The organism is Geobacter sp. 60473 (genome assembly GCF_036323535.1).
GTDB classification, from domain to species: domain Bacteria; phylum Desulfobacterota; class Desulfuromonadia; order Geobacterales; family Geobacteraceae; genus Geobacter; species Geobacter sulfurreducens.
In genome coordinates this window covers 351420-376536 of sequence record NZ_AP028967.1, presented here as the reverse complement: position 1 = coordinate 376536, position 25117 = coordinate 351420, and the positions used below count along the sequence as shown (strand labels likewise).

The 25117-nt window shown below is 64.6% G+C and carries 21 protein-coding genes and 1 tRNA gene; all 22 read right to left on the bottom strand.

What is annotated here, in order from left to right; genetic code table 11:
• Nucleotides 1-313: 313 nt before the first annotated feature.
• Entirely contained in the window at nt 314-2071 is a 1758-nt protein-coding gene (locus AABA48_RS01740; protein WP_350284117.1) for an O-linked N-acetylglucosamine transferase, SPINDLY family protein, read from the bottom strand.
• Nucleotides 2072-2219: 148 nt separating this feature from the next.
• Nucleotides 2220-2306, bottom strand: a tRNA-Leu gene (locus AABA48_RS01730).
• Between the two features lie 10 nt (nt 2307-2316).
• Nucleotides 2317-2607, bottom strand: a complete 291-nt coding sequence (locus AABA48_RS01725) for an integration host factor subunit beta (protein WP_010943239.1) — start codon at nt 2605-2607, stop codon at nt 2317-2319.
• Between the two features lie 86 nt (nt 2608-2693).
• Nucleotides 2694-4454, bottom strand: a complete 1761-nt coding sequence (locus AABA48_RS01720) for a 30S ribosomal protein S1 (RefSeq protein ID WP_286351827.1) — start codon at nt 4452-4454, stop codon at nt 2694-2696.
• A 66-nt stretch (nt 4455-4520) separates the two neighbouring features.
• A complete protein-coding gene (gene ispH, locus AABA48_RS01715; RefSeq protein ID WP_338270876.1) occupies nt 4521-5369 on the bottom strand; it encodes a 4-hydroxy-3-methylbut-2-enyl diphosphate reductase in 849 nt (282 codons plus the stop codon).
• A 40-nt stretch (nt 5370-5409) separates the two neighbouring features.
• The gene (gene cmk, locus AABA48_RS01710) at nt 5410-6111 is read right to left on the bottom strand and encodes a (d)CMP kinase (RefSeq protein WP_045667521.1); all 702 of its coding nucleotides are present in this window, start codon (nt 6109-6111) and stop codon (nt 5410-5412) included.
• Nucleotides 6108-7397, bottom strand: a complete 1290-nt coding sequence (gene aroA / locus AABA48_RS01705) for a 3-phosphoshikimate 1-carboxyvinyltransferase (protein WP_338270874.1) — start codon at nt 7395-7397, stop codon at nt 6108-6110. Before aroA ends, cmk begins: the two co-directional genes overlap by 4 nt.
• Before the next feature lie 16 nt (nt 7398-7413).
• A complete protein-coding gene (locus AABA48_RS01700) occupies nt 7414-8286 on the bottom strand; it encodes a prephenate dehydrogenase (RefSeq protein ID WP_286351824.1) in 873 nt (290 codons plus the stop codon).
• Nucleotides 8283-9359 carry a prephenate dehydratase gene (pheA, locus tag AABA48_RS01695; RefSeq protein WP_286351823.1) on the bottom strand — a complete coding sequence of 359 codons (1077 nt, stop codon included), beginning with the start codon at nt 9357-9359 and terminating at the stop codon, nt 8283-8285. Before pheA ends, AABA48_RS01700 begins: the two co-directional genes overlap by 4 nt.
• 103 nt (nt 9360-9462) lie before the next feature.
• Nucleotides 9463-11400 (bottom strand): GspE/PulE family protein, encoded by a 1938-nt coding sequence (locus AABA48_RS01690; RefSeq protein ID WP_338270871.1) that lies wholly within the window; start codon nt 11398-11400, stop codon nt 9463-9465.
• Between the two features lie 31 nt (nt 11401-11431).
• A complete protein-coding gene (locus tag AABA48_RS01685) occupies nt 11432-12970 on the bottom strand; it encodes a LysM peptidoglycan-binding domain-containing protein (protein ID WP_338270869.1) in 1539 nt (512 codons plus the stop codon).
• Nucleotides 12971-13044: 74 nt separating this feature from the next.
• The gene (locus AABA48_RS01680; RefSeq protein WP_286351820.1) at nt 13045-14430 is read right to left on the bottom strand and encodes a hypothetical protein; all 1386 of its coding nucleotides are present in this window, start codon (nt 14428-14430) and stop codon (nt 13045-13047) included.
• A gap of 311 nt (nt 14431-14741) precedes the next feature.
• Entirely contained in the window at nt 14742-15248 is a 507-nt protein-coding gene (locus tag AABA48_RS01675) for a rubrerythrin family protein (RefSeq protein WP_286351819.1), read from the bottom strand.
• A 58-nt stretch (nt 15249-15306) separates the two neighbouring features.
• A complete protein-coding gene (locus AABA48_RS01670; protein ID WP_286351818.1) occupies nt 15307-16206 on the bottom strand; it encodes a cation diffusion facilitator family transporter in 900 nt (299 codons plus the stop codon).
• Nucleotides 16196-17932: a single-stranded-DNA-specific exonuclease RecJ gene (gene recJ / locus AABA48_RS01665; protein ID WP_324312771.1), complete on the bottom strand. Its 1737-nt coding sequence runs from the start codon at nt 17930-17932 to the stop codon at nt 16196-16198. Before recJ ends, AABA48_RS01670 begins: the two co-directional genes overlap by 11 nt.
• 61 nt (nt 17933-17993) lie before the next feature.
• Nucleotides 17994-18584 carry a tetratricopeptide repeat protein gene (locus tag AABA48_RS01660; protein WP_286351816.1) on the bottom strand — a complete coding sequence of 197 codons (591 nt, stop codon included), beginning with the start codon at nt 18582-18584 and terminating at the stop codon, nt 17994-17996.
• Between the two features lie 13 nt (nt 18585-18597).
• Nucleotides 18598-19506, bottom strand: a complete 909-nt coding sequence (gene secF, locus AABA48_RS01655; protein ID WP_286351815.1) for a protein translocase subunit SecF — start codon at nt 19504-19506, stop codon at nt 18598-18600.
• A gap of 9 nt (nt 19507-19515) precedes the next feature.
• A complete protein-coding gene (secD, locus tag AABA48_RS01650) occupies nt 19516-21117 on the bottom strand; it encodes a protein translocase subunit SecD (protein ID WP_286351814.1) in 1602 nt (533 codons plus the stop codon).
• Between the two features lie 25 nt (nt 21118-21142).
• Entirely contained in the window at nt 21143-21463 is a 321-nt protein-coding gene (gene yajC / locus AABA48_RS01645) for a preprotein translocase subunit YajC (protein WP_338270867.1), read from the bottom strand.
• A gap of 64 nt (nt 21464-21527) precedes the next feature.
• Nucleotides 21528-22637, bottom strand: a complete 1110-nt coding sequence (tgt, locus tag AABA48_RS01640; protein WP_338270866.1) for a tRNA guanosine(34) transglycosylase Tgt — start codon at nt 22635-22637, stop codon at nt 21528-21530.
• A gap of 85 nt (nt 22638-22722) precedes the next feature.
• Nucleotides 22723-23754 (bottom strand): tRNA preQ1(34) S-adenosylmethionine ribosyltransferase-isomerase QueA, encoded by a 1032-nt coding sequence (queA, locus tag AABA48_RS01635; protein WP_338270865.1) that lies wholly within the window; start codon nt 23752-23754, stop codon nt 22723-22725.
• Entirely contained in the window at nt 23741-24877 is a 1137-nt protein-coding gene (locus tag AABA48_RS01630) for a SpoIID/LytB domain-containing protein (protein ID WP_338270863.1), read from the bottom strand. Before AABA48_RS01630 ends, queA begins: the two co-directional genes overlap by 14 nt.
• Nucleotides 24878-25117 lie beyond the last annotated feature (240 nt).

The window sequence follows — 25117 nt, the reverse complement described above, 5'->3', positions numbered from 1 at the left end:
CGCGCCCCTGTCCGCGCGGGTCGCAAAAATAGTTCTCAAGTTTCGGCCGGGGATGCCGATATGATTACCAACAGGTCAGAAGAAGCAGTTGGTATGATTACACACCTTCATTGCGATGGCCCTGCGGGCCGGAAAGGAGGCGAGATATCGTAACAGCTGGGAGAAAATCTAACGAGTAGCACCGAGGCAGGGCAACCTGCCGGTCAATCCCCGCTCGGGCGGGGACAGGCACAGAATCAGAAAAGGCTGTACGGCACGTGACCGTACAGCCTTTCGCATTTTCGGGGGGAGAATCGCGCGGGGGCGGCGGTCCTTACGCGCTGCACCACCGGCCCCAGATATCCCGCAGGGCCGCTTCCATGCGGCGGGCGAACCCGGCGGGGTCGCACAGGGGCGAGCCGGCCAGGCGGGGCCGCATGTCCCGGCGCAGGGTGGCCAGCCGGGCGGGGTCGGCGGCAAGGGCGGCCGCGGCGGCGATGTATTCTTCCGGCGAGTGGGTGATGAGCTCGGGCAGGCCCAAGCTGGTGAGGATGCCGGCCCCGACCCGGGCGGCATGGCGGGTGCCGCAGCAGGTGAGCACAGGCACCCCCATCCAGAGGGCGTCGCAGGTGGTGGCGGTGCCGTTGTAGGGGAAGGTGTCCAGGGCCAGATCGAGCCGGTTGTAGAGCGCCAGGTGGTCGTTGAAGTTCTCCACGAAGGAGACGAGCTCCAGCCGGTCCGGGGTGACGCCCCGGGCCCCGAAGTCGTCGCTGACCCGCCTGCGGCAGGTTTCGTCGGCAAAGCCCCTGAACTTGAGCATGAGGCGCGAGCCGGGCACGCGGCCCAGGATGGCGCTCCAGGCGTCGATCACCTGCGGGCTCACCTTTGCCAGATTGTTGAAGGAGCCGAAGGTGACCCCGGCGCCCGCGAGGCATGGCGCCTCGCCCACGGGGGGAGCGCCGGCGGGCGGGGTGTAGCAGAGAAAGCCCTGTTCGAGCCGGATCAGCTGCTCGGTGTGCAGGGCATCGGCACTGCCGGGGGGGTCGGCCACGGCGTCGGTGATGCGGTAGTCCATGGCGCGCAGACCGGTGGTGTTGGGGTAGCCGAGCCAGGTCACCTGCACCGGCGCGGGTTTCAGGGCGAAGACCTTGAGCCGGTTGTGGGCCGTGTGGCCGGCCAGGTCCACGAGGATGTCGATGCCGTCGGCGCGGATCATCTCGGCCACGGCGGCGTCGCCCAGGCCCATGGTTCTGCGCCAGAGATCGGCATGGCCCCTGATCCGGGCGGTGACGTCGTCCTCCTGGCGCTGGCCCCGCTCGGAGTAGCAGCAGATCTCGAACTGCGAGCGGTCGTGGTTCTCCAGGAGGGGGAGCAGGAAGTAGCCCACGGGGTGTTTCCCAAAGTCGCCGGAGACGTAGCCGATGCGCAGCTTCCGGCCGGGGTCGCGGTCGCACTGGTGGGCGGGGACGGACGCGGCGGCCGGGGCATGCTGCTCGCCCCAGCGGACGTGCTCCCGGAACAGGGTTTCGTCGTCCATGTCGCTGTAGTGCAGCATCATGAGCAGGTCGCTGTGGAAGACGGGATCGTTGGGATTGATGGCGTGGGCCGTGCGGAAGGCGGACAGGGTTTCGTCGAGCCGCCCCTGGTGGCGCAGGGTGGTGCCCAGGTTGTGGTAGGCCGCGGCAAAGCCGGGCTCAATGGCGATGGCCCGGTTGAAGCAGTCGGCCGACTCGTCGAGCCGCCCCTGGGTGGCCAGGATATAGCCCAGGTTGTTGTAGGCCTTGGCGTAGTCGCGATTAAAGGAAATGGCGCTGCGGAAGCTGGCGGCGGCCTCGTCGAGCAGCCCTTTCTGCTGAAAGACAACCCCCAGGTTGTAGTGGGCCTGGGCGAAGCCGCGCCTGAGCCGCACGGCCTCCCGGTAGCAGGAGATTGCCATGTCGAGCGCGCCCCCGGCCAGATGAGCGTTGCCGGCGCGCCAGAGCATCTCGGCATCGGGAGCCGCAGCAGCGGACGTCGCCCGGTGGAAACAGCACTGCTTGTATTTCTTCCCGCTGCCGCATGGGCACGGGTCATTCCGGCCGATCTTGCTCATCTCGATTCCCCTGGAATGAAGAGTGGGTGCCAGCCACCGCCAGCCGGCGCACTCCGTACGCCTGCCCGGCCCGTGGCGGAAGATGCAGAAAGAGGGCTATGCGTTGCGGCATAGCCCTCTTGTTTTCCTCAGTGCTTCATCTGTTACGTGGTGCCCGGAGCCGGGCTCGAACCGGCACAGCATCGCTGCCGAGGGATTTTAAGTCCCTTGTGTCTACCAGTTCCACCATCCGGGCGATACCGGGTCTAATCGGCGTTCTCGTGATTTACCCGCTCGCGGAGCTCCTTGCCGGTCTTGAAGAACGGGGTCTTCTTGGCGGGGATCTTGACGATGGCGCCGCTCTTGGGGTTGCGGGCCTCGCGGGCGCCGCGCTCGCGGACGGTAAAGCTTCCGAAGCCGCGGATTTCGACCTTCTCGCCGCTCTTGAGGGCGTCGGCGATGCTGTCGAACACGATGTTGACTACCATCTCCGAGTCCTTGCGGGTGAGCCACGAGTTTTTCTCCGCCAGCATTTCTACCAGTTCACTTTTTGTCATCACAATACTCCTTGCTGCTTGATTGACTCTGCCGCGGTGCCGGCGCCGCCCGGCGGACCGGACGGCGCCCGCCCGGTGGACGGATGTTAGTCGTTGTTGTCGCCGTTCTTGCGCATCCCCTCCCGGAGCAGGGCACCCAGGTTGGAGGTGGCTTCACCGCGGTCCTGCATGTACGACTCCAGCTCGGCCTTCTCGGCGGCGGCCTGGAGAGCCTTGACGGAGAGGGCGATCTTCTTCTCCACGTCGTCGACGCTCAGAACCACCGCATCCAGCTCGTCGCCCACGGAGGCGAAGTCCTTGGGCGAGGCGACCTTCTCGCGGGAAAGCTCGGAGACGTGCACCAGCCCTTCGATCCCCTCTTCGATCTCAAGGAAGACGCCGAAGTCGGTCACGGAGGTTACCTTGCCCCGCACGCGGGTGCCGGGACGGTAGGTTGCGGGGATGACGCTCCAGGGATCGGGGGTGAGCTGCTTGATCCCCAGGGAAAGGCGCTCGTTCTCGGCGTCCACGTTGAGGACCACGGCCTGGACGGTCTGCCCCTTGGCGTAGACCTCGCCGGGGTGCTTGATCCGCTTGGTCCAGGAGATGTCGGAAACGTGCACGAGGCCGTCGATTCCCTCGTCAACGCCGATGAAGACGCCGAAGTCGGTGATGCTCTTGATCTGCCCCTCCAGCTTGGTGCCGACGGGGTATTTCTCTTCCAGCTGGGTCCAGGGGTTGGCCTGGGCCTGCTTGAGACCGAGGGAGATGCGGCGGTTGCCGGTGTCGATGCCGAGCACCACGGTTTCCACTTCGTCGCCCACGGTGAGGAGGTCGGACGGATGGCGGAGCCGCTTGGTCCACGACATTTCGGAGACGTGCACCAGCCCTTCGACGCCTTCGTCGAGGGCCACGAATGCGCCGTAATCGGTCATGCTGACCACGCGGCCGCTGACCCGGTCGCCGACCCGGAACTTCTGCTCCACCGCGAGCCAGGGATCGGGAGTGATCTGCTTGAGGCCCAGGGAGATCTTGCCCTTTTCCTGGTCGTACTTGAGGACCTTTACGCTGAGCTTGTCGCCCGGCTTGAGCATCTCGGAGGGGTGGCCCAGCCGGCCCCACGACATGTCGGTCACGTGCAGGAGGCCGTCAACGCCGCCGATATCGACGAATGCGCCGTAATCGGTGATGTTCTTGACCACGCCTTCGCGAATCTGGTCCTCGGCCAGGTTGGCGAGGGTCTCGGTGCGGACGCCGGCCCTCTCCTCTTCCAGCAGGACGCGACGGGACAGAACGATGTTGCCCCGCTTCTTGTTGAGCTTGAGCACCTTGAAGCGGTCGGTCACGCCGATGTACTTGTCCAGGTTGCCGCCGGGGCGGAGATCAACCTGGGAGGCAGGCAGGAACGCCTGGACGCCGATGTCGACGGTGAGGCCCCCCTTGACCTTGCCGGTGATCTTGCCTTCGACGATGCCGCCTTCGCCGCCGGCGGCGTCGATGGCATCCCAGGCGGAGAGGCGGTCGGCCTTGCGCTTGGAGAGAACCGCGTACCCCTTCTGGTTCTCCTTCCGCTCGAACAGGGCCTTCACTTCGTCGCCCACCTGGACGGTCAGGTTGCCGGCCTCGTCGAGGAACTCTTCAACGGGGATGCTCCCCTCGGACTTGTATCCGATATCAACCAGCACGTATTCGTTGCTGATGTGCACCACCTTGCCCTTGACGACTTCCCCCACATGGTGATGCCTGATACTCTCCTGGAAAAGCTCGGCGAACTCGCCGGAGCCCCCCTGATCCGCCTCGTCCTCCGCATCGGCGAATCGTTTGATCGTCATTGCGGTGCGGCTGTTATAGTCCTTGTCATCACTCATTTAAAGCTGGCCTCCCTACACGTCGTGGATTAGGATGAGTAAACGTAGCAATATCTATCGAAAAACTCAACCTTTTTTCTTATTGTCAAACTCTTGTATCCGTTCTATTACCTCATCAATAAGCCACTTGGGCGTGGAAGCGCCCGCAGTGACCCCTACCCGCTCAACCCCTTGAAACCATGATGCATCCAGCTCCTGGGCCGTCTCTATGTGGTGGGTGCGCGGCTGCAGCTCGGAGCAGACCTCGGCGAGCCGCTTGGTGTTGGCGCTGTTGAAGCCGCCGATGACGATCATGCAGTCCACCTCCCGGGCCAGTGCCTTGGCTTCGTCCTGGCGGACGGCGGTGGCGTCGCAGATGGTCTTGAAGATCCGGATCTCCCCCCCTTTGAGGAGGCATTCCTTCACCACGTTCTTGAGGGTTTCGAAGGATTGGGTGGTCTGGGCCACAACGCCGACCTTCTTCATGTTGGGAAGCCTGGCGGCCTCCTCGCCGGAACCGACCACGTGGACCGGCCCCTCGGCATAGGATACGATGCCCTGCACCTCCGGGTGGTCGGCATCGCCCACCACCACCACGGTATAGCCGTCGTGGGACAGGCGCTTCACGTGCTCCTGGGCCTTCTTGACAAAGGGGCAGGTGGCGTCGACCACCTCCAGCTGCCGACGGACCGCGTCTTCCAGTTCCGCGGAGGTCACCCCGTGGGACCGGATGATGACGGTGCCGTTGCCGATCCCTTCCAGGTCGCTCAGAACCTTCACCCCCATCCCCTCCAGGCGCTGCACGACCTGGGGCGAATGGATGATGGGGCCGAGGGTAAAGGTTTCCCCTTCCTTTTCGGCGGCCTCGAAGGCCATCTGGGTTGCCCGCTTCACGCCGAAGCAGAAGCCGGCCCGCTTTGCCAGTAGAATCTCCATTGCGTTGCTCCCGATGCTGCTGCTCTGTTGCCGTCCCGGGTTACCCTCCCGGAAAGGCCCGTTCCCGCTCCCGCACGATGGATTCCATGCGGTCCAGTACTTCCTCGATGGAAAGACCGGTCGAATCGATGTCCACGGCGTCATCGGCCCGCCGCAGGGGGGCGTGCTCCCGGCCCGAGTCCTGCTCGTCCCGCCGGGCCACGGCCGCGATGGTCTCGTCAAGGGACACCTTCTGTCCCTTGGCCTTCAGTTCCAGGTAGCGCCGGCGCCCCCGTTCCTCCACTGACGCGGAGAGGAAAAACTTCACGTCGGCGTCCGGGAAGACCACGGTGCCGATGTCGCGCCCCTCCAGGATGACCCCCCCTTCGCGGGCCATGTGACGCTGGAGGCGCAACAGGACGTCGCGCACCACCTTGCGTGCCGAGATGGCCGAGGTGAGGGCGCTGATGGCCGGGGTCCGGATGGCCTCGGTCACGTCTTCGCCGTTGGCGGTCACCCGGCAGCAGCCGTTATTCCTCACAAAGGCGATCTCCAGATCGGCGCAAAGCCCGGCCAGGGAGGCGTCGTTGTCGGGCGCAATGCCGGCGCGGCTGGCGGCCAGAGCCACGGTCCGGAACATGGCTCCGGTGTCGATGTGGATGTAGCCGAGCCGGTCCGCCAGGAGCTTGGTTATGGTGCTCTTCCCGGCGCCCGACGGTCCGTCGATGGCGACGATGAGCCCCCTGCGCCCCGCCGCGCTCACCGTACCGCCACCCTGTCCAGAAGCGCGGTGAAGGTGGGGAACGAGGTGGCGATGCACTCGGTGTCGCTGACGGTGACTGCCTCCGAGGCGGCAAGGCCCGCCACGAGCATGGACATGGCGATCCGGTGGTCGCCGAAGCTCTCCACGGTGGCGCCGTTCAGCCGGCCGGTCCCCTCGATGATCATGCCGTCCGCCGTCTCGGTGATAGTGGCCCCGGCTGCGCGCAGGTTGGAGGCCATGGCGGCGATGCGGTCCGTTTCCTTGACCCGCAGTTCCCGGGCGTCGCGGATGACGGTGGTTCCTTCGGCCAGGGCGGCGGCCACGCAGATGACCGGGAATTCGTCGATGGCCCGGGGCACCACGTCGCCTCCGATCTCGATCCCCTTGAGGGCCGATGACCGGACCAGCAGGTCGGCCACCGGCTCGCCGGAGACTTCGCGCTGGTCGAGCAGCTCCACCGAGCCCCCCATGGCGGCGAGGATATCGAGGATGCCCGTGCGGGTCGGGTTCACGCCCACCCCCCGGATGAGCAGCTCGGAGCCGGGGACGATCAGGGCGGCAACCAGGAAGAAGGCCGCCGAGGAGATGTCCCCCGGCACAACGATGTCGCGGCCGGCCAGCTCGTGGCCGCCGTACACGGTGACCCCGGCGGCGTCGGTCTCCAGCCGGGCGCCGAAGTGGCGGAACATCCGCTCCGAGTGATCCCGCGAGAGATGGGGCTCGGTGACGCGGGTGGCGCCGTCGGCGTAGAGACCGGCCAGCATGAGGGCTGATTTCACCTGGGCGCTGGCCACCGGCGAATCGTGGGTGATGCCGGTCAGGGGCCGGCCCACGATGGCCAGGGGCGCCTTTTCGCCGTTGTCGCGGCCGTGGATGCAGGCCCCCATGCGCGAAAGGGGCTCGACCACCCGCCGCATGGGCCTGCGCCGCAGGTAGCGGTCGCCGGTGAGGACCGTGTAGAAGCGCTGAGCCGCCATGAGCCCCGTCAGGAGCCGGATGGACGTGCCGGAGTTGCCGCAGTCGATGACGTCCTCGGCCTCGGTCAGGCCGTGGAGCCCTTTCCCCTCGATCCGCAGGGTTTCGCCGTCGTCATGGATCTGCACCCCCATGGCCCGGAAGGCGTCGAGGGTGGCGATATTGTCTTCGCCCCGGAGAAAGCCGCTCACCGTGGACACGCCGCGGGCGATGGAGCCGAGCATGATGGAGCGGTGGGAGATCGATTTGTCCCCCGGCATCGCGATTTCGCCGCGCAGCGCGCGGGCGGGGTGTGAACTCAGGCTTACCACGGACACTCCTTTGCAGCTAGAGTATTGCGTCACGGGATTCCTTGGAATCCCGGAAGAACCGTTCGAGACCTTCCGCGTCCCCCTTGGCCACCAGGGACCGGAGTTGGCCGAAGTACGCGGCGAAGTGATCCATCATCTCCAGGACCCCCTCCCGGTTCATGAGGGCGATGTCGCGCCACATGGCCGGGTCCGACGAGGCAATGCGGGTGAAGTCCCGGAAGCCGCCGGCCGAGTAGCGGAGAATGCTCTCTTCGAACCGGTCGTACCCCTCGACGGCGTTCACCAGGGCGTAGGCGACCATGTGGGGGAGATGGGAGATGGCGGCAACCACCCGGTCGTGCTTCTCCGGATCCATCAGGACCACTTCGGAACCGGCCGCCTCCCACATGCGGGCCACCGTGGCGAGCGCGCCGCGGTCAGTGGTTGCGGCCGGGGTCAGGATACAGCGCTTGCCCTGGTAGAGGGTGGCGAAGGACGCCCCCACCCCGGAGTGCTCGGTCCCGGCAATGGGGTGCCCCCCCACGAAACAGGTGCCGGCCGGCATGAGGGAATCGCACGCGGCCACCACCTCTGCCTTGACGCTGCCGCCGTCGGTCACGATGCACCCGGCGGCCAGATGGGGGGCGATCTCCCTCACTACCCCCGCCATGGCGCGGACCGGCACGGAAAGAAAAACCATGTCGGCGCCGGCAACCCCTTCGGCAGCCGTGGCCGCGGCCCGGTCGACAACCCCCAGCTCGGCGGCCTGCCGCAGGTTGGCCTCGTCCAGGTCGATACCCACGACCTCGCCCACGGCACCTGCCGCCCGCAGGGCCCGCGCCAGGGAACCGCCGATGAGGCCGACACCGATGACGGCCAGTCGCCGGATAAAGGGGACGGAACAGCTCATTTCGCCCTGGGATAGGAGCCGAGAATTTTCACGAACTGGCAGTAGCGCCCCAGGTCCTGAACCGCCTCGGCAACCACCGGATCGGTGATGTGGCCGGCCAGGTCCAGGTAAAAGATGTATTCCCACGCCTTCTTCTTGAGGGGGCGGGATTCGATCTTGGACAGGTTGACGCCGCGGGAGGCGAAGGGCTCCAGCATCCGGTAGAGGATGCCCGGCTCGTCCTTGACGGAAAACATGAGCGAAGTCTTGTCGTCGCCGCTCCGATCCGCCATCTTCCGACCGATGACGAGGAAGCGGGTGAAGTTGTTGACCTGGTCCTCGATCCTCGTGCGCACCACCTTCAGGTCGTACTGGGCCGCGGCGAACTCGCTGGCAATGGCCGCGGCCGCGTAATCCTCGCTCACGATCTGGGCGGCCAGGGCAGTGGACGCCACGTCCACCACCGGCACACCCGGCAGGTTGTCGTCGAGCCACTTGCGGCACTGGGCAATGGCCTGGGGATGCGAATAGACCTTCTTCACGTCGTCCAGCCGGCCGGTGCGGGAGAGGAGGTCGTGGGACACTTCCAGCAGAACCTCGGCGTTGATCTTGAGGTCGCTCTCCATGAACATGTCGAGGGTGTGGGAAACCATCCCCTCGGTGGAGTTCTCGACCGGCACGACCCCGTAGAGGGCCCGCCCCTTCTCCACTTCCTCGAACACGGCAGGGATCGATTTCTGGGCGACCAGCTCCGCGGCCAGGCCGAAGTGCTGCATGGTGGCCAGGTGGGTGAAAGTCGCCCGGGGTCCCAGGAACGCCACCTTCATGGGCGCCTCAAGGGCCAATGAAGCGGAGATGATCTCCCGGAACACACTCTTGACCGCCTCGGCCGGGAAGGGGCCGGTGTTGCGGGCGAGCAGCCGCTCGTAAATCTCCCGTTCCCGGTTGGGCACGTGAAAATCGCGCTTCTCCGCGGTCTTGACCTGTCCCACCTCCATGACCAGTTCGGCACGGCGGTTGAGCAGATCGAGGATGGCATCGTCAATGGCGTCGATCTCGCGCCGCAGTGCGTCGAGATTGCGTGTCGCGCTCAAGGGGGTCACCTGGGGGGAGAAATATGGTGCGGCAGTTCCGCGGAGGGAGGTACTATATAGCAAAGGGGGCTAAAATGCAAACATTTTATGGTTTACACCATCGTTACTTGAGGCAGACCTTGCGTACTTCGTGGATGTCGGTGAGCCCCTGGAAGACCTTGAGGATGCCGTCCTGCCGCAGGGTGGTCATGCCGTCGGTCATGGCCTGCCGCCGGATGATCTCGGTGTCGGACTTCTTCTTGACGAGGCTCTTCATGGTGTCGGTGCCTTCGAGCACCTCGTGGATGCCGAGGCGCCCCCGGTAGCCGCTCTGGTTGCAGGTGGTGCACCCCACCGGCCGGGCCAGGACCACCTCGTTGCCCAGCAGTCCCGTGGCGGCGAACTGCTCCTCGCCGTACTCCTCGATGATCTCGGAGAGCTCCTTGCGGTCGGGGCGGTAAAGCTCGCGGCAATCCTCGCAGAGACGGCGGGCCAGGCGCTGGGCCACGACGCAGAGAAGCGAATCGGAGAAGCTGAAGGGGTCGAGTCCCATTTCCAGGAGGCGGGTGACCGTCTCCGGGGCCGAGTTGGTGTGCAGGGTCGACAGGACCAGGTGCCCGGTGAGGGAGGCCTCCACCGCGATGGAGGCGGTTTCTTCGTCCCGCATCTCGCCCACCATGATCACGTCCGGGTCGAGCCGCAGGAACGAGCGCAGTGCCGCGGCAAAGGTGAGGCCGATGCGCTGGTTGACCTGAACCTGCCGGAGCCCCTTCTGGGTGATCTCCACCGGGTCCTCGGCGGTCCAGATCTTTACTTCTGGCCGGTTGATGCGGGCGATGGCCGCGTGGAGGGTGGTGGTCTTGCCGCTTCCGGTGGGGCCCACCACCAGGACAAGGCCGTAGGGCTTCGTGATGGATTCCCCGAAGATGCGCATGTTGCGGTCGGTGAGGCTGAGACTGTCGAAGGAATAGGCCTGGCCCGTGTTCAGGAGCCTGATGACCACATCCTCCAGCCCGCCGGCCGTTGGCATGGTGGCGATCCGCAGTTCCAGGTCCAGGGGACCGAATTTCTTGAAATTGATCTTGCCGTCCTGGGGCTTGCGCTTCTCGGCGATGTCCAGCTCGGCCATGATCTTGAGGCGCGAGGGGATGGCGTACTTGTACTTGAACGGGATGCGCTGGTACACCTTGCAGCTGCCGTCGACCCGCATCCTGACGATCACATCGTTCTTGCCGGGATAGGGTTCGACATGGATGTCCGAGGCACGGTTCTGGTGGGCGTCGAAGATGATCTTGTTGACGAGCTTCACAATAACGCTGTCGCGCTCGGTGATCGTGCGCACCTCGTCGTCGATGTCCGGCTCGTCCTCCCCGGCGCCGGAGCTCAGTATGTCGACGATGCTTCCCGGCGCGATCTCCAGGTCGGCCTCGTCGAGGGAAAAGGCGTGCGCGGCGCTGGAGGCGGTCTTGTAGAGGCGCTGCTGGGCCTGGATGATCTCGCTCTCCATGGCGATGACCGGGATGATCCGCGACTTGATGCTCTGCTCAAGCTCCTTCAGCTCATGAAGTTTGATGGGATAGGCCATGGCCAGGGTGATGGTGTTGCCGATGCGGGAGATGGGGACGATCCGCTGGCGCTGGGCATAGTTGGGGTTGATGCAGCGGGCGAGGTCCGGCTCGATCTCCAGGGTGTTGATGTGAACGAAGGAGAGGTCGTACTGGGTGGCGATGGTCTTGGCCAGGGGCTCCTCTTCGACGAGACGCAGCTTGCGGAGGGCACGCTCCAGCGTGGAGCCGTCCCGCTTGGCGGCGGCCCGGGCCTGGTTCAGGCGCTCCTCGTCGACCAGGCGCTCCCTGATGAGGATATCGCCCAACTTCTGGCGCTTGCCGGTCTGCTCCAGGATATAGGACAGCTCACTCTCGTTCAGGAACCCGAGCTTGCAGAGCAGTTGCCCCACTGGCTGGTCGGGGAAAACTTTCTGCAGTTCCAGGGCCTCGCGGAGCTGATCCTCGGAGATCAGCCGGTGCTCGATAAGTATCTCGCCAACCTTTTTCTGGGACATGGGGGCAAAGGACCTCGGGAGCGGCCGCCGTTCAGTAGGAAACGATCGAGTAGCCGTTGAAATCGAGCAGATCGCGGAACAGGGGATTCAAAGCCGTATTGGTGAAAAAGCCCCCCGCCGCACTCCCGGAACGGGGCACCCGGAAGCCCGACATCTGGATGCCGTAGGGGGCCTCCCGGTAGGGAACCAGATCGTAGCGGGCAAAGGACCCCGGCATCCGCAGGCGGCCGAAGATTTTTTCCGCCACCATGCGGAAATCGTCATGGTCGCCGAGCATGATCACCCGGTAGCCCCTGGTCTCCAGCAAGCGGGTGAGGGTATAACTCACCGGGTTACCGTCGAAGTGGCTCACCACGAACCGGTCGCCACCGTTCTCGAAGTAGCGGTCTGCCCGGACGAACAGCGTGACGCCGCCGTCGCCGGATCCGAACAGCTCCACGCTGCGGTCCACGTCGTAACGGAGATTGAGCGCCCTGAGGAGCGAGTCGGCAATGTCGCGCGGCTCGCTGGCCGTGATCTGGTACAGAGTCTGGCTCGCGGGAGGAGCAGATTCGCCCCGGCCCGGGAACGGCTCCACCATCTGAAACCCTTCGCGCTTCAGGAAGCCGGTCAGGGCGGGGGGCACCCCGCGCCGGTACTCTTCCACGTTCAGCAGGATCACATCGTTGCGCAGCAGGCTGTCGGGGCTTTTCTCCACCTTGAAGTCGGCTGTGACGGTCAGTTTGGGATCGGCGCCGAACTCCAGGGAGACGTTCTCCTCCACCGAATAGAACCCGGCCCCCTCCAGCAGGGACGACAGGAAACGCCTCCGGTTGCGGGGATTCTCCGACACGATTTTGACCGAAGGGTCCTTCTCCTCGATGAGCGCCCGCACCAGGGGCGGAATCCTGCCCTCGGCGTCAACCAGGATGCGGCCGCCGTCGGCGGCAGGAAACGTGGGGAAATTCTCCGGATCGAGGGAGAGGGAGAAATTCCGGTCCTCGATCCTGATGGGACGCGCATCCCTCACCTCGGCGGCAACGAGTCCGTCCCACAGGCGGCGGGCAGCTTCGAGATCGTGGGTCTCGCGCGCGCCGGCATAGCTGGTCATCCGGAGCAGATGGCCCGTCTCCTTTGCCGCGGGCACCCTGGCGCCGGAGGCAACGGCTGCCTCCCGGGCAACGGGACGGTTGCTGCCCCGCTCGTCACCGCCGGCGGCAGCGCCCAGGGGGATGCGAATGGTCTGGCCCACCCGCAGCCGGCGGATGTCGGTGATGCCGTTGATTCGGCGGACCTCGGGGATGAGCGCCTCGGCCTCCCGGTTGGAAAGCCCGTATTCCTTCATGAGGATCTTGAAAATGTGGTCGCCCGGACGGATCGTGTAGGCGGTGACTCCTGTCGAAGCACGTTCGCTTTTACGGGCCGGGCGCCCTTCGCTGCGAGGGGCCGCGGGAGCCTCGCCTCCCTGGGAAAGCAGGCTGGGCGTCAGTTCGAACCGGCGGTCAAGGGCATGCGCTCCCCCGGACACGCCGATAAGTGCCACGGCTGCGAACGCGATGCCGGCCCACAACCTGGGTGCCAATGATGACATTCCTTCTCCCGTCAATGCATGAATATCCCGCGCCACGAAACCGTCGTGCTTCGTCCGCGGGTTGGTGCCGGGCATCAGGAGAGCGAGAGGACGATGCCCCGGATCGTGCCGCCCTTGCCCCGATACACGACAATCTCGCCATTACCGGCGGTCCTGGCGCTCTCGACCAGGTAGCCGTCTTTTTTCCGGCGCGCCGGGTCGGTGCGATCCTCGCTCCCCGTCAGCTCGCGCAGGACCATGGCCACATAGGACTCGGCAATGCCCCCCTTGCCTGCCGCGATGACCTGGACGGCCTTTACCGTGCCCGATTCCCGGTAAACCCTGAACTCCATCCCCTTGCCCCGGTAGCGCTCCCAGCCGGGATTGGCGCGGGAAAAGGCCTCATCGCGCTCCTTGGTGGGGATGAACGCGGGAAGGTGCGTCGCGGGCGCGGGTTGCGCCGGGGCCGGCTCGGCAGTCGGCGCAGGAGCGCCGGCCGGAGGCGCGGACGGAGTCGTGGCCGACGGCGCGGAGGGCGCAACAGCGGCCGCGGGCTGGGACGGTTTCCCCGTATGAAGCAGGAAATAGGCGGCAGCCGCCGACGCCATCACCAGCAGAACCGCGAGCAGGGGCATCCGGAGGGATTTCCGGCCGGCCGGGGCGGGCAAGGACCCGGTTGCCGCAAAGGGAGGAACCGCCGGTCGCGGCTTCTGCTTCGCGGCCACGGGCGGAGCGCTGAAATCGGCCACGGAAGGCGCCGGCCGGGGGGGCACGGGAGCAGGGGCAGGGTCCGTCTCCTGAACGGGTTCGGCCGGGGCAGCCGGGGGGGGAGTTACGACGTCCACGGCAACGGGCACGACTTCGGCAACGACGGGTGCGGCCGCAACGTAAACGGGTGCCGCATCCTCAACCGGTGCGTGCCTCTCTGTCGGCAGCACGGGCACATCCCAGCTGTTGAACTCGAATTCCGGAGCAGCATCCTCCGCAGCGTCGATCTCCCGCGCGGCCTCGTCCCCGGCCGACGGTGCCGCGTCAACGGGGGGCTCGGCGATTGCGGGCTCGGCAACGGCATCGTCAACGGCATTAGACTCCCCGGCGGCGTCATCGACCCAGAGGTCGGGCGAGATCGCCAGCACGCACTCCTTGAGCGCATGGGCAAGCTCATCGGCCGATTGATTGAAATCGAGGGAATCGTCGAACCACTTTTTCCCCCCCAGGGGCTTGAGGGGAGCGGTGTGAACGAGAATGATGCGTGGAGCCTCGGTCCGAAGGAGCGTCTTGATGTGCCGGGCGACCGTCTCTCCCGAAATGCCGGAAATCTCGCTCTGGATGAACACGCCCGAGGGACGGTTGTCGAACACGTCCTTGAGGCCCTGGTCGAAATCCGGCGCGAGCTTCACCCTCCCTTTATAGTGGGAGCGAAGAAACGTGAGTAAGTCACCGGACCTGAAGTCGTCGGAAATAAAGAGGATGGTATTCATACTTGTTCCATGGATACCGGATACTCACATGAGGCGGAATTTAATGTCAATCTTTTTCCTGATGGTTATGGCACCCAGCCTTAGATGCAAAATAAGGGCCAGCCAATAAAAGATTCCTCGCACACATTTCACACCCCTCATATCTGCCGGAGGCGCGGTGCCGCATCGAAGGGGACCGGCGGAATTGAGCCATTACGACTACGGGCTGCCCGGCACTTCCCGGACAGCCCGCGTGAAAACGCTGATGGCCTGGCTGGTCTTTTCACGAAGCTACTCAGAGGATCAACCGAGCGGGACATGAGACAAAGCGACTAGGCTACCTTGAAGAACACGCTCCCCTTTGCCCCGCAGACTTCGCACTTTTCCGGCGCTTCGCGCTCCACCGTGTGGCCGCAGACGGGGCAGACGTAGTAGTCGAACTCCTCCGTCGGCTGGCCGAGGGTGTCGAGGGCCTGCTGGTAAAGGGCCGCGTGGACTTTTTCCACGGCATTGGCAAAGGTGAACGAGCGGCGGGCCTCGGTGGCGCCCTCCAGTTCAGCGTCGGCGATCATCTGGGGATACATGTTCTTGAACTCGTGGGTTTCGCCGGCAACGGCCTCCACCAGATTCTCACGGGTTGCGCCGATGGCGCCGAGGGCGCGCAGGTGGTTGTGGGCATGGATGGTTTCGGCTTCCGCCGCGGCGCGGAAGAGCTTCGCCACCTGGGTGAACCCTTCCTTGTCCGCCTGCTTCGCAAAGGCGAGGTACTTGCGATTCGCCTGGGACTCACCGGCGAATGCTTCCTTCAGGTCAGCGATACTCTTGGGGGTCTCTGCCATGGCTGCCTCCTTGTGATGGTATGGGGTCCTGACGCATCAGCGCCCGGACGCCTCTCCGCTAAAGCCGTATCAGATCCTCATGCTCTTCGTCGTGGGGGTTGATGTGGATCATGACATCCCCCACGTTGGGGAACCGTTCGAAAATCAATTTTTTGACACACGTGGCGATATCGTGGGATTGTTTGACCGTCATCTCCGGGTCCATGTCGAGCTTGAGGTCGATGATGATGTACTGGCCCGACCGGCGGCCCCGGATTTCATGGACGTGCTCGACCCCCTCGACCCCCTCGGCCAGATCAGTGACCGCCCGGATGAAGTCGCCGGGCGGCTGGCCGTCCATGAGGTCGTGGAGGGCGGCACGGAAGGTCTCGTACCCGATCTTGAAAATGAAGAGGGAGGTGAGTCCCGCCGCAAGCGGGTCCATGATCCCGAAGCCGGCATAGGCGCCGACAACACCCGCCAGGGTCCCGACGGAGGTAAGGGCATCCTTGCGATGGTCCATGGCAACGGCCTGGAGCGCCGGGCTGTCGAGCTTTCGCCCCGCCGCGACGCTGTAGCGGTAGAGCCCTTCCTTGATGATGATGGTCAGCAGAGCGGCAGCCACCGCGATGAGGTCGGGGGTCTGCCAGGAGCGGGACATGATGGTGCGCACCGACTGCGCCAGGATGAACATGCCGGCGCCGCCGATGACCAGCGCGATGACGAACGCCGCCACGTTCTCCGCTTTGCCGTGACCGTAAGGGTGTCTGGCGTCGAAGGGTTTGCGTCCCACCCGCAGCGCCGCCATGGTAAAGAGGAGCGCCACGAAGTCGCAGCCACTCTCAACGCCGTCGGCAAAGACCGCTTCCGAGCCGCCGAAGTGCCCCGCCGCAAGTTTCATGACCATCAGGACGGCATTGACCCAGAATCCCAGGTGAATGACTTTTTCCGCCCGTTCGAACCGTTCCTCACGAAGCACGGCCATCTCCCGATCGTTTCAGATCCTTCAGGGTAAGCTGGAACTTCCGCCGGCCGTTCCAGTTGTTCCAGCCGGCCGTAAAGAGGATGTCCACCCGCTCGCCGGGCGCGCCGTCCCTGGCGGCGAGATTGAAGCCGACGGCATCGACCTGGCGTCCTCCCAGGTCCAGCCGCAGTTGCAGGTGATGCCCGCCGGCGACCCGCCTGCCGCAGACCGTGACGCCGCGCAGCAGGAACAGCGGCTCCGGATTCCCCATACCGAACGGCTCCAGAGCCTCGATCAGGTCCACGAGCGCCGGGTTCACCTCGTCGGCGGCAAGCTCGGCGTCAGCTGCCACCAGCGGCTTCAGGTCGTCGGGACCCAGCAGTCCGGCACAGACGTCTTCGAACCGCTCCACGAAGGCCTGGAGGGTTTCCTCGTCAATGGAAAGGCCCGCCGCCTGCCGGTGCCCGCCGAACTTTTCCAGGTGCTCGCCGCAGGCCGACAGGGCATCTAGCAGGTGGAGCGCGGGCACGCTTCGCCCGGAGCCGCGCCCCGTGCCGTCCTGCAGGGCGATGAGGATGGTGGGTCTATGAAACCTGTCCACCAGCCGCGAGGCCACGATGCCGACCACGCCGGGATGCCAGGAGTCGGAGGCGAGGACGATGCTCCTCTTGTGGGCCATGCCTGGATTTGCCCGTACCATGGCGGTTGCCTCGTCGAGGATGGAGCGCTCCAGGACCTGCCGCTCCCCGTTGCTCCGGTCGAGTTCCGCCGCAAGGGCGGCCGCCCTGCTCCGGTCGTCGGTAAGGAGGAGCTCCACGCCGAGTGAGGCATCCTCCAGCCGGCCGGCGGCGTTCAGGCGCGGAGCCAGGCGGAAGCCGACGGCGCCGCAGCCGACCCGGCCGGCCACTCCCGCCACCTCCTTGAGAGCGCTCAGCCCCACGCGGCCCGTGGCGGACACCTCCTTCAACCCGTACGTAACGAAGATGCGGTTCTCCTCAATCAGGGGGACCACATCGGCGACGGTTCCCAGGGCCACCAAGTCCAGATACCGGCGGAGATTGGGCTCAGGACCGGCAGTGAAACACCCCTCCTCCCGCAACCGGCCCCGGAGGGCGATCAGGAGGTTGAATGCGACGCCGACGCCGGCCAGGGACTTGAAGGGATAGGAGCAGCCGGGCTGCCGGGGATTGATGACCGCCAGGGCCCGGGGCAGCTCGGGACCGGGGGTGTGGTGGTCGGTGATGATGAGGTCGACGCCGAGGGCAGCGCACAAATCGGCCTCTGCCACGGAGCTGATGCCGCAATCGACCGTAACGATCACCCGCGCGCCCCTTTCCGCAACGGCGCGGATGCCGTCCATGGAGAGGCCGTAGCCGTCGCTGAGCCGTTTGGGGATATGATAGCAGGAGTAAAATCCCACTTCCCGGAAAAAACTCACCAGGAGGGCGGTGCCGGTCACGCCGTCCACATCGTAGTCGCCGTACACGCAGACCTGCTCACCGTTGCGCAGGGCGGTGCAGAGGCGCTCCACCGCGGCATCCATGCCGCGCAGCAGCAGCGGGTCGCGAAGGTCGGTCAGAGTCGCAGCGAGAAAGCGCCGCCCTTCGATTCCGTCGGTCACCCCCCTGTTGGCCAGCAGCCTGGCCAGGAGGGGATCAACGGAGAGATCCCGGGCGAGCCGGGCCACCACATCCCGGTCCGGCTCCCGTATGGTCCAGACTTTTTCGTTGACCGCGTGCATGGCTCCTCGCGACCGTTCGCGCGAAAAAAATCCCCGCCGGAGCGGGGATGAGGTGCGTGTCCTAGCGGAACATGGGGCCCGGCGCCGATGATGATGGCTGGACCTGTTTCGCCTGTTCCATCATCATTCTGACCCGCTGGGCGTTGGGGCTCGCAGGGTCCAGCTCAAGGTAGCGCGTCCAGTACTGGATTGCCTTGGCTGGCTGTTTCAGGTCTTCCATGTAGATGATGCCCAGGTTGAACAGGCTCTGGACATGCTTCGGATCAACCTTGACGGATGCCTCCAGGTTGGCGATCGCCTTGTCGAACCAGCCCACTGCCCGATACATGATCGCCTGGTCGGTGAGAATGTTGGGATCGTTCGGCTTGAGCTCCAGGGCCTTGCCATAGGCTTCGATGGCCTTCTGCGGCTGATTGGTGTCGAAGTAATCATTGCCCAGCTGGACCCAGGCCTGGAGATTCTTCGGGTCCTGGGCCACGACCTTGACGGCCTGGGCGATCCGCTCCTCATAGTTCACCATGGGAGCTCCGCCCCCCGGCATCCCGCCGGCCGGCGCCGGGTTCTTGGACCCGCTGATGCTGAACACCAGGTAACCGCCCAGGAGTCCCACGACGAGAGCGACAACTGCGGCAAGCAAGGTTTCCTTGTTCATGTTCTTTCTCCCCCTAGGCCTTGGTTTCCTTGTTCCGCGCCCCCCAGATCACGACAATGGGGCTCGCCACAAACACGGATGAGTACACACCGACGATGATGCCCACCAGCAGTGCGAAGGCGAAGTCGTGAATCACCTCGCCGCCGAAAAAGAAGAGGGCTGCGGTTGCCAGGAACGTGGTCAGGGCGGTAATGATCGTCCGGGAAAGGACCTCATTGATGCTGAAGTTGCAGATCGCCGTCAGGGAATCCTTGACGTTCTTGTGCAGGTTTTCCCTAATCCGGTCGAAGACGACCACCGTATCGGTCAGCGAATAGCCGGCAATGGTAAGCACCGCCGTGATGAAGAGCAGGTTGATCTCCTTCTGCATGACGAAGAAGACGGCAAACATGGCCAGCACGTCGTGGAGGGTTGCCGCCAGGGCGCCCATGCCGAAGGCGAAGTCGAAGCGCCAGGCGATGTAGATGAGGATTCCCACCATGGAGACGGCGATGGCCACCAGCGTATCCCTGCGGAGCTTGTCGCCGATGGCCGGGCCGATCTCCGTGGAACTCTCCACCACAAACCGGTTGCCGGTAAGCTCTTTGTGGAAGGCATCCTGGATCGCGTCAGCGACCGGACCCTGAACGTGGGTGGCCTTGCCTACCTTGACGAGAAGCTTGTTGCCCCCGGTGATCTCCTGGAGGTTGGCGTCCTTGAAACCGTGCTTGGCCAGGGCCTGCCGGGCCTGGTCAATGGCTACCGGCTGGCTGAAATTGAGCTGGACCGCGGTGCCGCCGGAGAAATCGATCCCCATGTTGGCGGTTCCCATGGCAATCTGGCCGATACCAACGAGGCCGAGCAAGGCGATAATGGCGGAGATCACGAACGTAATCTTCTTTTTGCCCATGAAATCGAAATTTGTTTTGCCGATTATTTGCATGATGCCCCCCTAGACGCTCAGACGCTTAACCCGCAGACGGTTCAGGGCGAAATCGAAGATCGCCTTGGTTCCGACAAGGGCAGTAAAGAGGTTGATAATGACCCCCAGGCTGAGCGACACGGCAAATCCCTTGACCGGGCCGGTGCCGAACTGGAAGAGGACCGCCGCGGTGATGAGGGTGGTCACGTGGGAGTCCATGATGGTGAGGAACGCCTTGTCGTAACCTGAATCAAGGGCGGCAATCGGCGTTTTGCCGAGGCGCAGCTCCTCCCGTATCCGTTCGAAGATCAGAACGTTGGCGTCCACCGACATGCCGATCAACAGTACGATGGCGGCGATGCCGGGCAGGGTGAGGGTTGCCCCCAGGGCGGCCAGCGCCCCCATGAGGTAGAGGACGTTGAGAATCATCCCGAAATTGGCCACCATGCCCGACAGCTTGTAGTAGATACCCATGAAGATGATCACGAGCGCGACGCCTATGGCGCCGGCCATGAGCCCCTTGTTGATGGAGTCCTGTCCCAGGGACGGCCCCACCGTCACGTTCTGGATGATTTTGACCGGGGCGGGCAGGGAACCGGCCCGGAGCACGATGGCCAGGTCGGCGGCCTCCTTCTCGGTGAACGAACCGGAGATCTGGGCGCTCCCGCCGGAGATCCGCTCGCGGATGACCGGGGCCGAGTAGATGGTGTTGTCGAGGACAATGGCGAAGCGCTTGCCCACGTTGGCGGCGGTTACTTGGTCGAAGAGCCGGGCGCCGGTCGAGTTGAACTCGATGGCCACGTAGGGCTGGTTGAACTGGGAATCGATCCTGATCTGGGCATCGGTGAGAAGATCGCCGGTGATGATTGCCTTCTTCTTCACCGCCAGCGGAATCTCGGTGACCGCGCCGGTGGTGGGATCGGTCCGCTTCTCAATCAGGATTTCCGTGTCTTCGGGAATGGTTCCCGGCGTGGCAATGGCCGGATTGACCGTTTCGTCCACCAGTTTGAACTCAAGGCGGGCCGTGCGGCCGATGAGCTCGATGGCCCGTTTCGGGTCGCTGATGCCCGGCAGCTGGACCACGATGTTGGTGAGTCCTTCGCGGGCGATGACCGGTTCGGAAACGCCGAACTGGTCGATCCGGTTGCGGATGGTTTCCAGGGCCTGGGCCACGGCCCGGTCCTTACGCTCCTGGGCCTCCTTCTCGTTCATCCGGAGCTGCAGGTGCACGAAGCCCCCCTCGTCATAGGGAGGAACGAGCGTCATGGTCGGGTACTTGTCCTTGAGAAGCTTCTGGGCCTCGTCAGCGGTCCCGCGATCGTAGAAGGTCATGCCGACCCGGTCGCCCCCCTGACGGGCGATCTGCTTGTACCGCAGCGACTTGGCGGAGAGCGCATCCTCCAGATCGGTGGCAATGAGGTCCAGGGTCCCCTCGACGGCCTTCTGGGTTTCCACCTCCATGACCAAATGCGTCCCGCCCTGCAGGTCGAGTCCCAGGTGTATCCGGTCCTTGGGAAGGAGTCCCTTCCACCAGGACGGCAGCGGCGACACCAGGGTCGGGGTCAGGTAGAGAAGCGACAGAGTAATGAATAATGCAATGAGGCTGAAACGCCAGAGTAGCCCTTTGGACATGAGCGAAGCTCCTTTCGATGGATCCTTAGTCCTTCTTCAGGCTGGCGACGTATCCCTTGGTGATCTTGATGACGACGCCAGGTGCAATCTCGAGGTTCACGATATCGCCATCGATGCCGCTCACCTTGCCGTGCATGCCGCCGGCGGTGACCACCTGGTCGCCCCGCTTGAGAGAGTCGAGCAGGGCCCGGTGCTCCTTGGCCTTCTTCTGCTGGGGACGGATCAGCAGGAAATAGAAGATGGCGAACATGAAGACCAGGGGGAGAATTGCCTGGAAGGCTCCCATGGCGCCGCCGGACTGGGCGCCTCCCGGGGGTGCCGCCATTGCAAACGCGATTCCGAGCATTGTGTATACCTCCACGTGTATTGTGTAGGGCAGAGCCCTTGGTTAAACGACTGCGAAAAGACTGCTACTGCGTTTCCCGGCGGGCGTAAAACTCCCGGCGGAAGAAGTCGAACCTCCCCTCGGCAATGGCCGCCCGGATCTGCGCCATCAGATCCAGGTAGTAGGCGAGGTTGTGGTACGTATTGAGGCGTGACGCCAGGATCTCGCCGGAACGGTAGAGGTGCCTCAGGTAGGCCCTGCTGTAGTTCCGGCAGACATAGCAGCCGCATGCGGGGTCCACGGGCCCCTGATCCTCCGCGTAGGCAGCCCCCTTGATGTTCAGGCGGCCAAAGGAGGTGAAGAGCATTCCGTTGCGTGCATTGCGGGTGGGCATAACGCAGTCGAACATGTCGAAGCCGCGCCAGACCGCCTCGACCAAGTCCTCCGGAGTGCCGATCCCCATCACGTAACGGGGCTGGTCCGCAGGGAGCAGCGGCGCCGTCCATTCCATGACGCCGTACATATGCTCCTTCTCCTCTCCCACTGAAAGCCCGCCCACGGCGTACCCGTCGAATCCGATTTCCACCAGTTCTGCGGCGCTCCGCTCGCGCAGGTCCCGGTACATGCCCCCCTGGACGATGCCGAACAGGGCCTGGTCCTCACGGCGGCGGGCATCCTTGCAGCGGCGGGCCCAGCGGGTAGTCAGCTCCATGGAGCGCCGGGCATAGTCGTGCGTCGCAGGATAGGGGGTGCACTCGTCGAAGCACATGGCGATGTCGCTGCCCAGGGCCTCCTGGATGGCGACGGCGTCCTCGGGCCGGATGGTGTGGTACGAACCGTCCAGATGGGACTGGAAGCGCACCCCCTCCTCCGAAATCTTTCTGAGCTCGTTGAGGCTGAACACTTGAAACCCGCCGCTGTCGGTGAGGATCGGCCGGTCCCAGTGCATGAAACGGTGAAGCCCCCCCAGCCGCCGGATCAGTTCATGGCCCGGGCGGATATAGAGGTGGTAGGTGTTGGCGAGGATGATCCGCGCGCCGATGGCGTCGAGCTCCTCGGGGGTCATGGCCTTGACCGTGGCCTGAGTCCCCACCGGCATGAAGATCGGGGTCTCGATGAGCCCGTGGGGAGTTGTCAAAGAGCCGAGACGGGCCGCGCCGTCCTGCTTCAGTAATCTGAACTGGATAGCTGCCAAGGATGCCTGCACGCAGGGCCGGAAACCGCAGCCCGGGGCCGGGAAATCGTCCCGTCCGCCCCCTGCGCGGCCTCGTGCCCGCCTTTCAGAAGATGAACATCGCGTCTCCGTAGCTGAAGAAACGGAAACGCCCGGCCACCGCCTCACCGTAGGCCCTGAAGAGAAGGTCCCTTCCGGCGAACGCCGACACGAGCATGAGCAGGGTCGACTTGGGCAGGTGGAAGTTTGTTATCAGGGCGTCCACCGCCTTGAAGCGGTAGCCCGGATAGATGAAGATGTCGGCCTCGCCCTCGCCGGCTGCGATGGTACCGTCGGCCGCCGCGGCCTGTTCCAGGGTCCGGCAGACGGTGGTGCCCAGGGCAACGACCCGGCCCCCCTCCCGCCTGCAGCCGTTGATCGCTTCGGCAGTGGCCGGGGAAATATGATACCGCTCCCGGTGCATCCGATGGTCCTCAAGCCGTTCGACCCGAATCGGCATGAACGTGCCGAGACCCACGTGCAGCGTCACGGGCACCACCCGGACTCCGCGGCCGGCGATCTCGTCCAGGAGCCCGGCGGTCATGTGGAGGCCGGCAGTGGGCGCGGCTACCGCCCCCCTGTTGCGGGCAAACACGGTCTGGTACCGGTCCCGGTCCGCCGCATCCGCCTCGCGCCTGATGTAGGGAGGAAGGGGCATGGCACCGTTGCGATCCAGCCACTCCTGAAACCCTTCACCGGGTCTGAAGGACACGAGCCAGGTTTCCCCTTCCCCGGGCTCGCGGACAATGGCGCGGACCCCTTCCGGGAGGAGCACCGTCACACCCGGCCGGGGCGGCTTTGAGGAGCGGATCAGGCAGTGCCAGGTCTCGTCGTCCCCCGGCCGGCGCCGCACGAGAAAAATCTCCGTCTTGCCGCCGCTTTCCTTGTGGCCGTGGAGCCGCGCCGGGATGACGCGCGTATCGTTGATCACCAACAGGTCGCCGGGCCGGAACAGGTCCGCAATGCCGTGGAACGGGATCTCCCCGATACGGCCGCCGTCCCGCTCCACGGTCATGAGCCGGGTGGCGTCCCGTTGGCTGAGGGGTTCCTGGGCAATAAGTTCCGGGGGGAGATGGTAATCGAACTCAGTAACGAGCATCGCTCCCCTGTCCATCGTCCATGTGCGTGAGCACCGCTTCCGGGAAATAGTAGGACAGAATCTCGCGGTAGCTGAATCCGTCCGCGGCCCGCTGCTTGGTCCCCCACTGACAGAGGCCGACCCCATGGCCGTAGCCCATGCCCGTGAACACGGCTTCGTCACCCCGCACCTTCACCAGGAAGTTGGTGCTTTTGATAACGGTGTAGCCGACGATCTTTCGGAACGTGACCGCCGGGACAGCGGTGCTCCCCCGGGACGACACCAGTACCAGTTCGGTGAGACGGCCGCTGTTGTTGCGCTTGCCTTCCCTGATATCTCTGAGCCCGGACACGGCGATGCCCGCCCCCCGGAAGAGCGATTCGAGCTTCTTCAGGGGCAGGGTCTGTTCCCAGCGGGTTGAGGGCATATCCGAGCAATAGGCGCAGTCAACGCTCTTGAGATAGGGAAGCTTGAAGCCCCAGACGTTTTCCGCCACCTCGGTCCGGCCGCCGCAGTTGGAATGGTAGAAGGCCTGGATCGGTTGCCCCCCCCAGGTGAGTATCTCTCCGGCGGTCTCGCGCACCCCGCGGGCGGCCCTGCTGTCTTCGATCTCGCACCCACCGTAGACCTGATCGAGGACCGTGGACTCCAGGTGATAGACGGCGCCGGCACGGGCCTTCTTCTGATAGACCGCATAGGTGCGGGCAACCACGGCCTGAGCTTTGACCGACTCCATGGGCCACTGGGACGATATCTCGCAATTGATGAGTCCCACCAGGTAATCTTCGAGGGGAAGCTCGTTTATGACGAGTATCCCCTTGTCCGCCGGGACCAGTTCTATGACGCCACGATACCGCTTGCCATTGACCGTCACGGTCGAAGGGGAGGCAACGGTCAGGCGTCGCAGAACCCTGCCGCCCACGGAAAGGGCGTCGCCGGCGCGACGGACGGGGGCAGGCAGCGCGAATCGCACCGGCTCTCCGCTCTGGTCCGTGGCAAGGAGTCCGTCGCCGTCGACGCGGACCTCGTCATCACCCTTGACGATGGCGACCCGCACGGTTTCCTGGCGGAACGGAGCGGTTCCGCCGCCGGCTGTCGCTGCGAAAAAGACAACGGCCAGAAGGACGAATAACGCTCTCACCACTGCTGCCCGCCTATGGTGCGCTCTGAGTTTGGTTTCACCGGCCGATGCATAAAAAGAGGGAGGGGATTGCCCCTCCGCCTGCGTGTGCTTTCCTGGATGGAATCCGGATTAATGGGAGTGCAAAAATCATTAGCCGACACTTGGCAAATGAATTGCTTTTAAATCCTGGCGCGAACAGTCAAATCCTTGCGCAGGTTCGTAATCATAGGGGGAGTCAGATGCCTTGTCAAGCGTTTCGGG

What these genes read in the sequence shown, in the direction of transcription:
- AABA48_RS01740 (WP_350284117.1), bottom strand. Translation starts at nt 2,071, where the DNA reads ATGAGCAAGATCGGCCGGAATGACCCGTGCCCATGCGGCAGCGGGAAG.
- AABA48_RS01725 (WP_010943239.1), bottom strand. Translation starts at nt 2,607, where the DNA reads ATGACAAAAAGTGAACTGGTAGAAATGCTGGCGGAGAAAAACTCGTGG.
- AABA48_RS01720 (WP_286351827.1), bottom strand. Translation starts at nt 4,454, where the DNA reads ATGAGTGATGACAAGGACTATAACAGCCGCACCGCAATGACGATCAAA.
- ispH (WP_338270876.1), bottom strand. Translation starts at nt 5,369, where the DNA reads ATGGAGATTCTACTGGCAAAGCGGGCCGGCTTCTGCTTCGGCGTGAAG.
- AABA48_RS01700 (WP_286351824.1), bottom strand. Translation starts at nt 8,286, where the DNA reads ATGAGCTGTTCCGTCCCCTTTATCCGGCGACTGGCCGTCATCGGTGTC.
- AABA48_RS01690 (WP_338270871.1), bottom strand. Translation starts at nt 11,400, where the DNA reads ATGTCCCAGAAAAAGGTTGGCGAGATACTTATCGAGCACCGGCTGATC.
- AABA48_RS01685 (WP_338270869.1), bottom strand. Translation starts at nt 12,970, where the DNA reads ATGTCATCATTGGCACCCAGGTTGTGGGCCGGCATCGCGTTCGCAGCC.
- AABA48_RS01680 (WP_286351820.1), bottom strand. Translation starts at nt 14,430, where the DNA reads ATGAATACCATCCTCTTTATTTCCGACGACTTCAGGTCCGGTGACTTA.
- AABA48_RS01675 (WP_286351819.1), bottom strand. Translation starts at nt 15,248, where the DNA reads ATGGCAGAGACCCCCAAGAGTATCGCTGACCTGAAGGAAGCATTCGCC.
- recJ (WP_324312771.1), bottom strand. Translation starts at nt 17,932, where the DNA reads ATGCACGCGGTCAACGAAAAAGTCTGGACCATACGGGAGCCGGACCGG.
- AABA48_RS01660 (WP_286351816.1), bottom strand. Translation starts at nt 18,584, where the DNA reads ATGAACAAGGAAACCTTGCTTGCCGCAGTTGTCGCTCTCGTCGTGGGA.
- secF (WP_286351815.1), bottom strand. Translation starts at nt 19,506, where the DNA reads ATGCAAATAATCGGCAAAACAAATTTCGATTTCATGGGCAAAAAGAAG.
- secD (WP_286351814.1), bottom strand. Translation starts at nt 21,117, where the DNA reads ATGTCCAAAGGGCTACTCTGGCGTTTCAGCCTCATTGCATTATTCATT.
- yajC (WP_338270867.1), bottom strand. Translation starts at nt 21,463, where the DNA reads ATGCTCGGAATCGCGTTTGCAATGGCGGCACCCCCGGGAGGCGCCCAG.
- queA (WP_338270865.1), bottom strand. Translation starts at nt 23,754, where the DNA reads ATGCTCGTTACTGAGTTCGATTACCATCTCCCCCCGGAACTTATTGCC.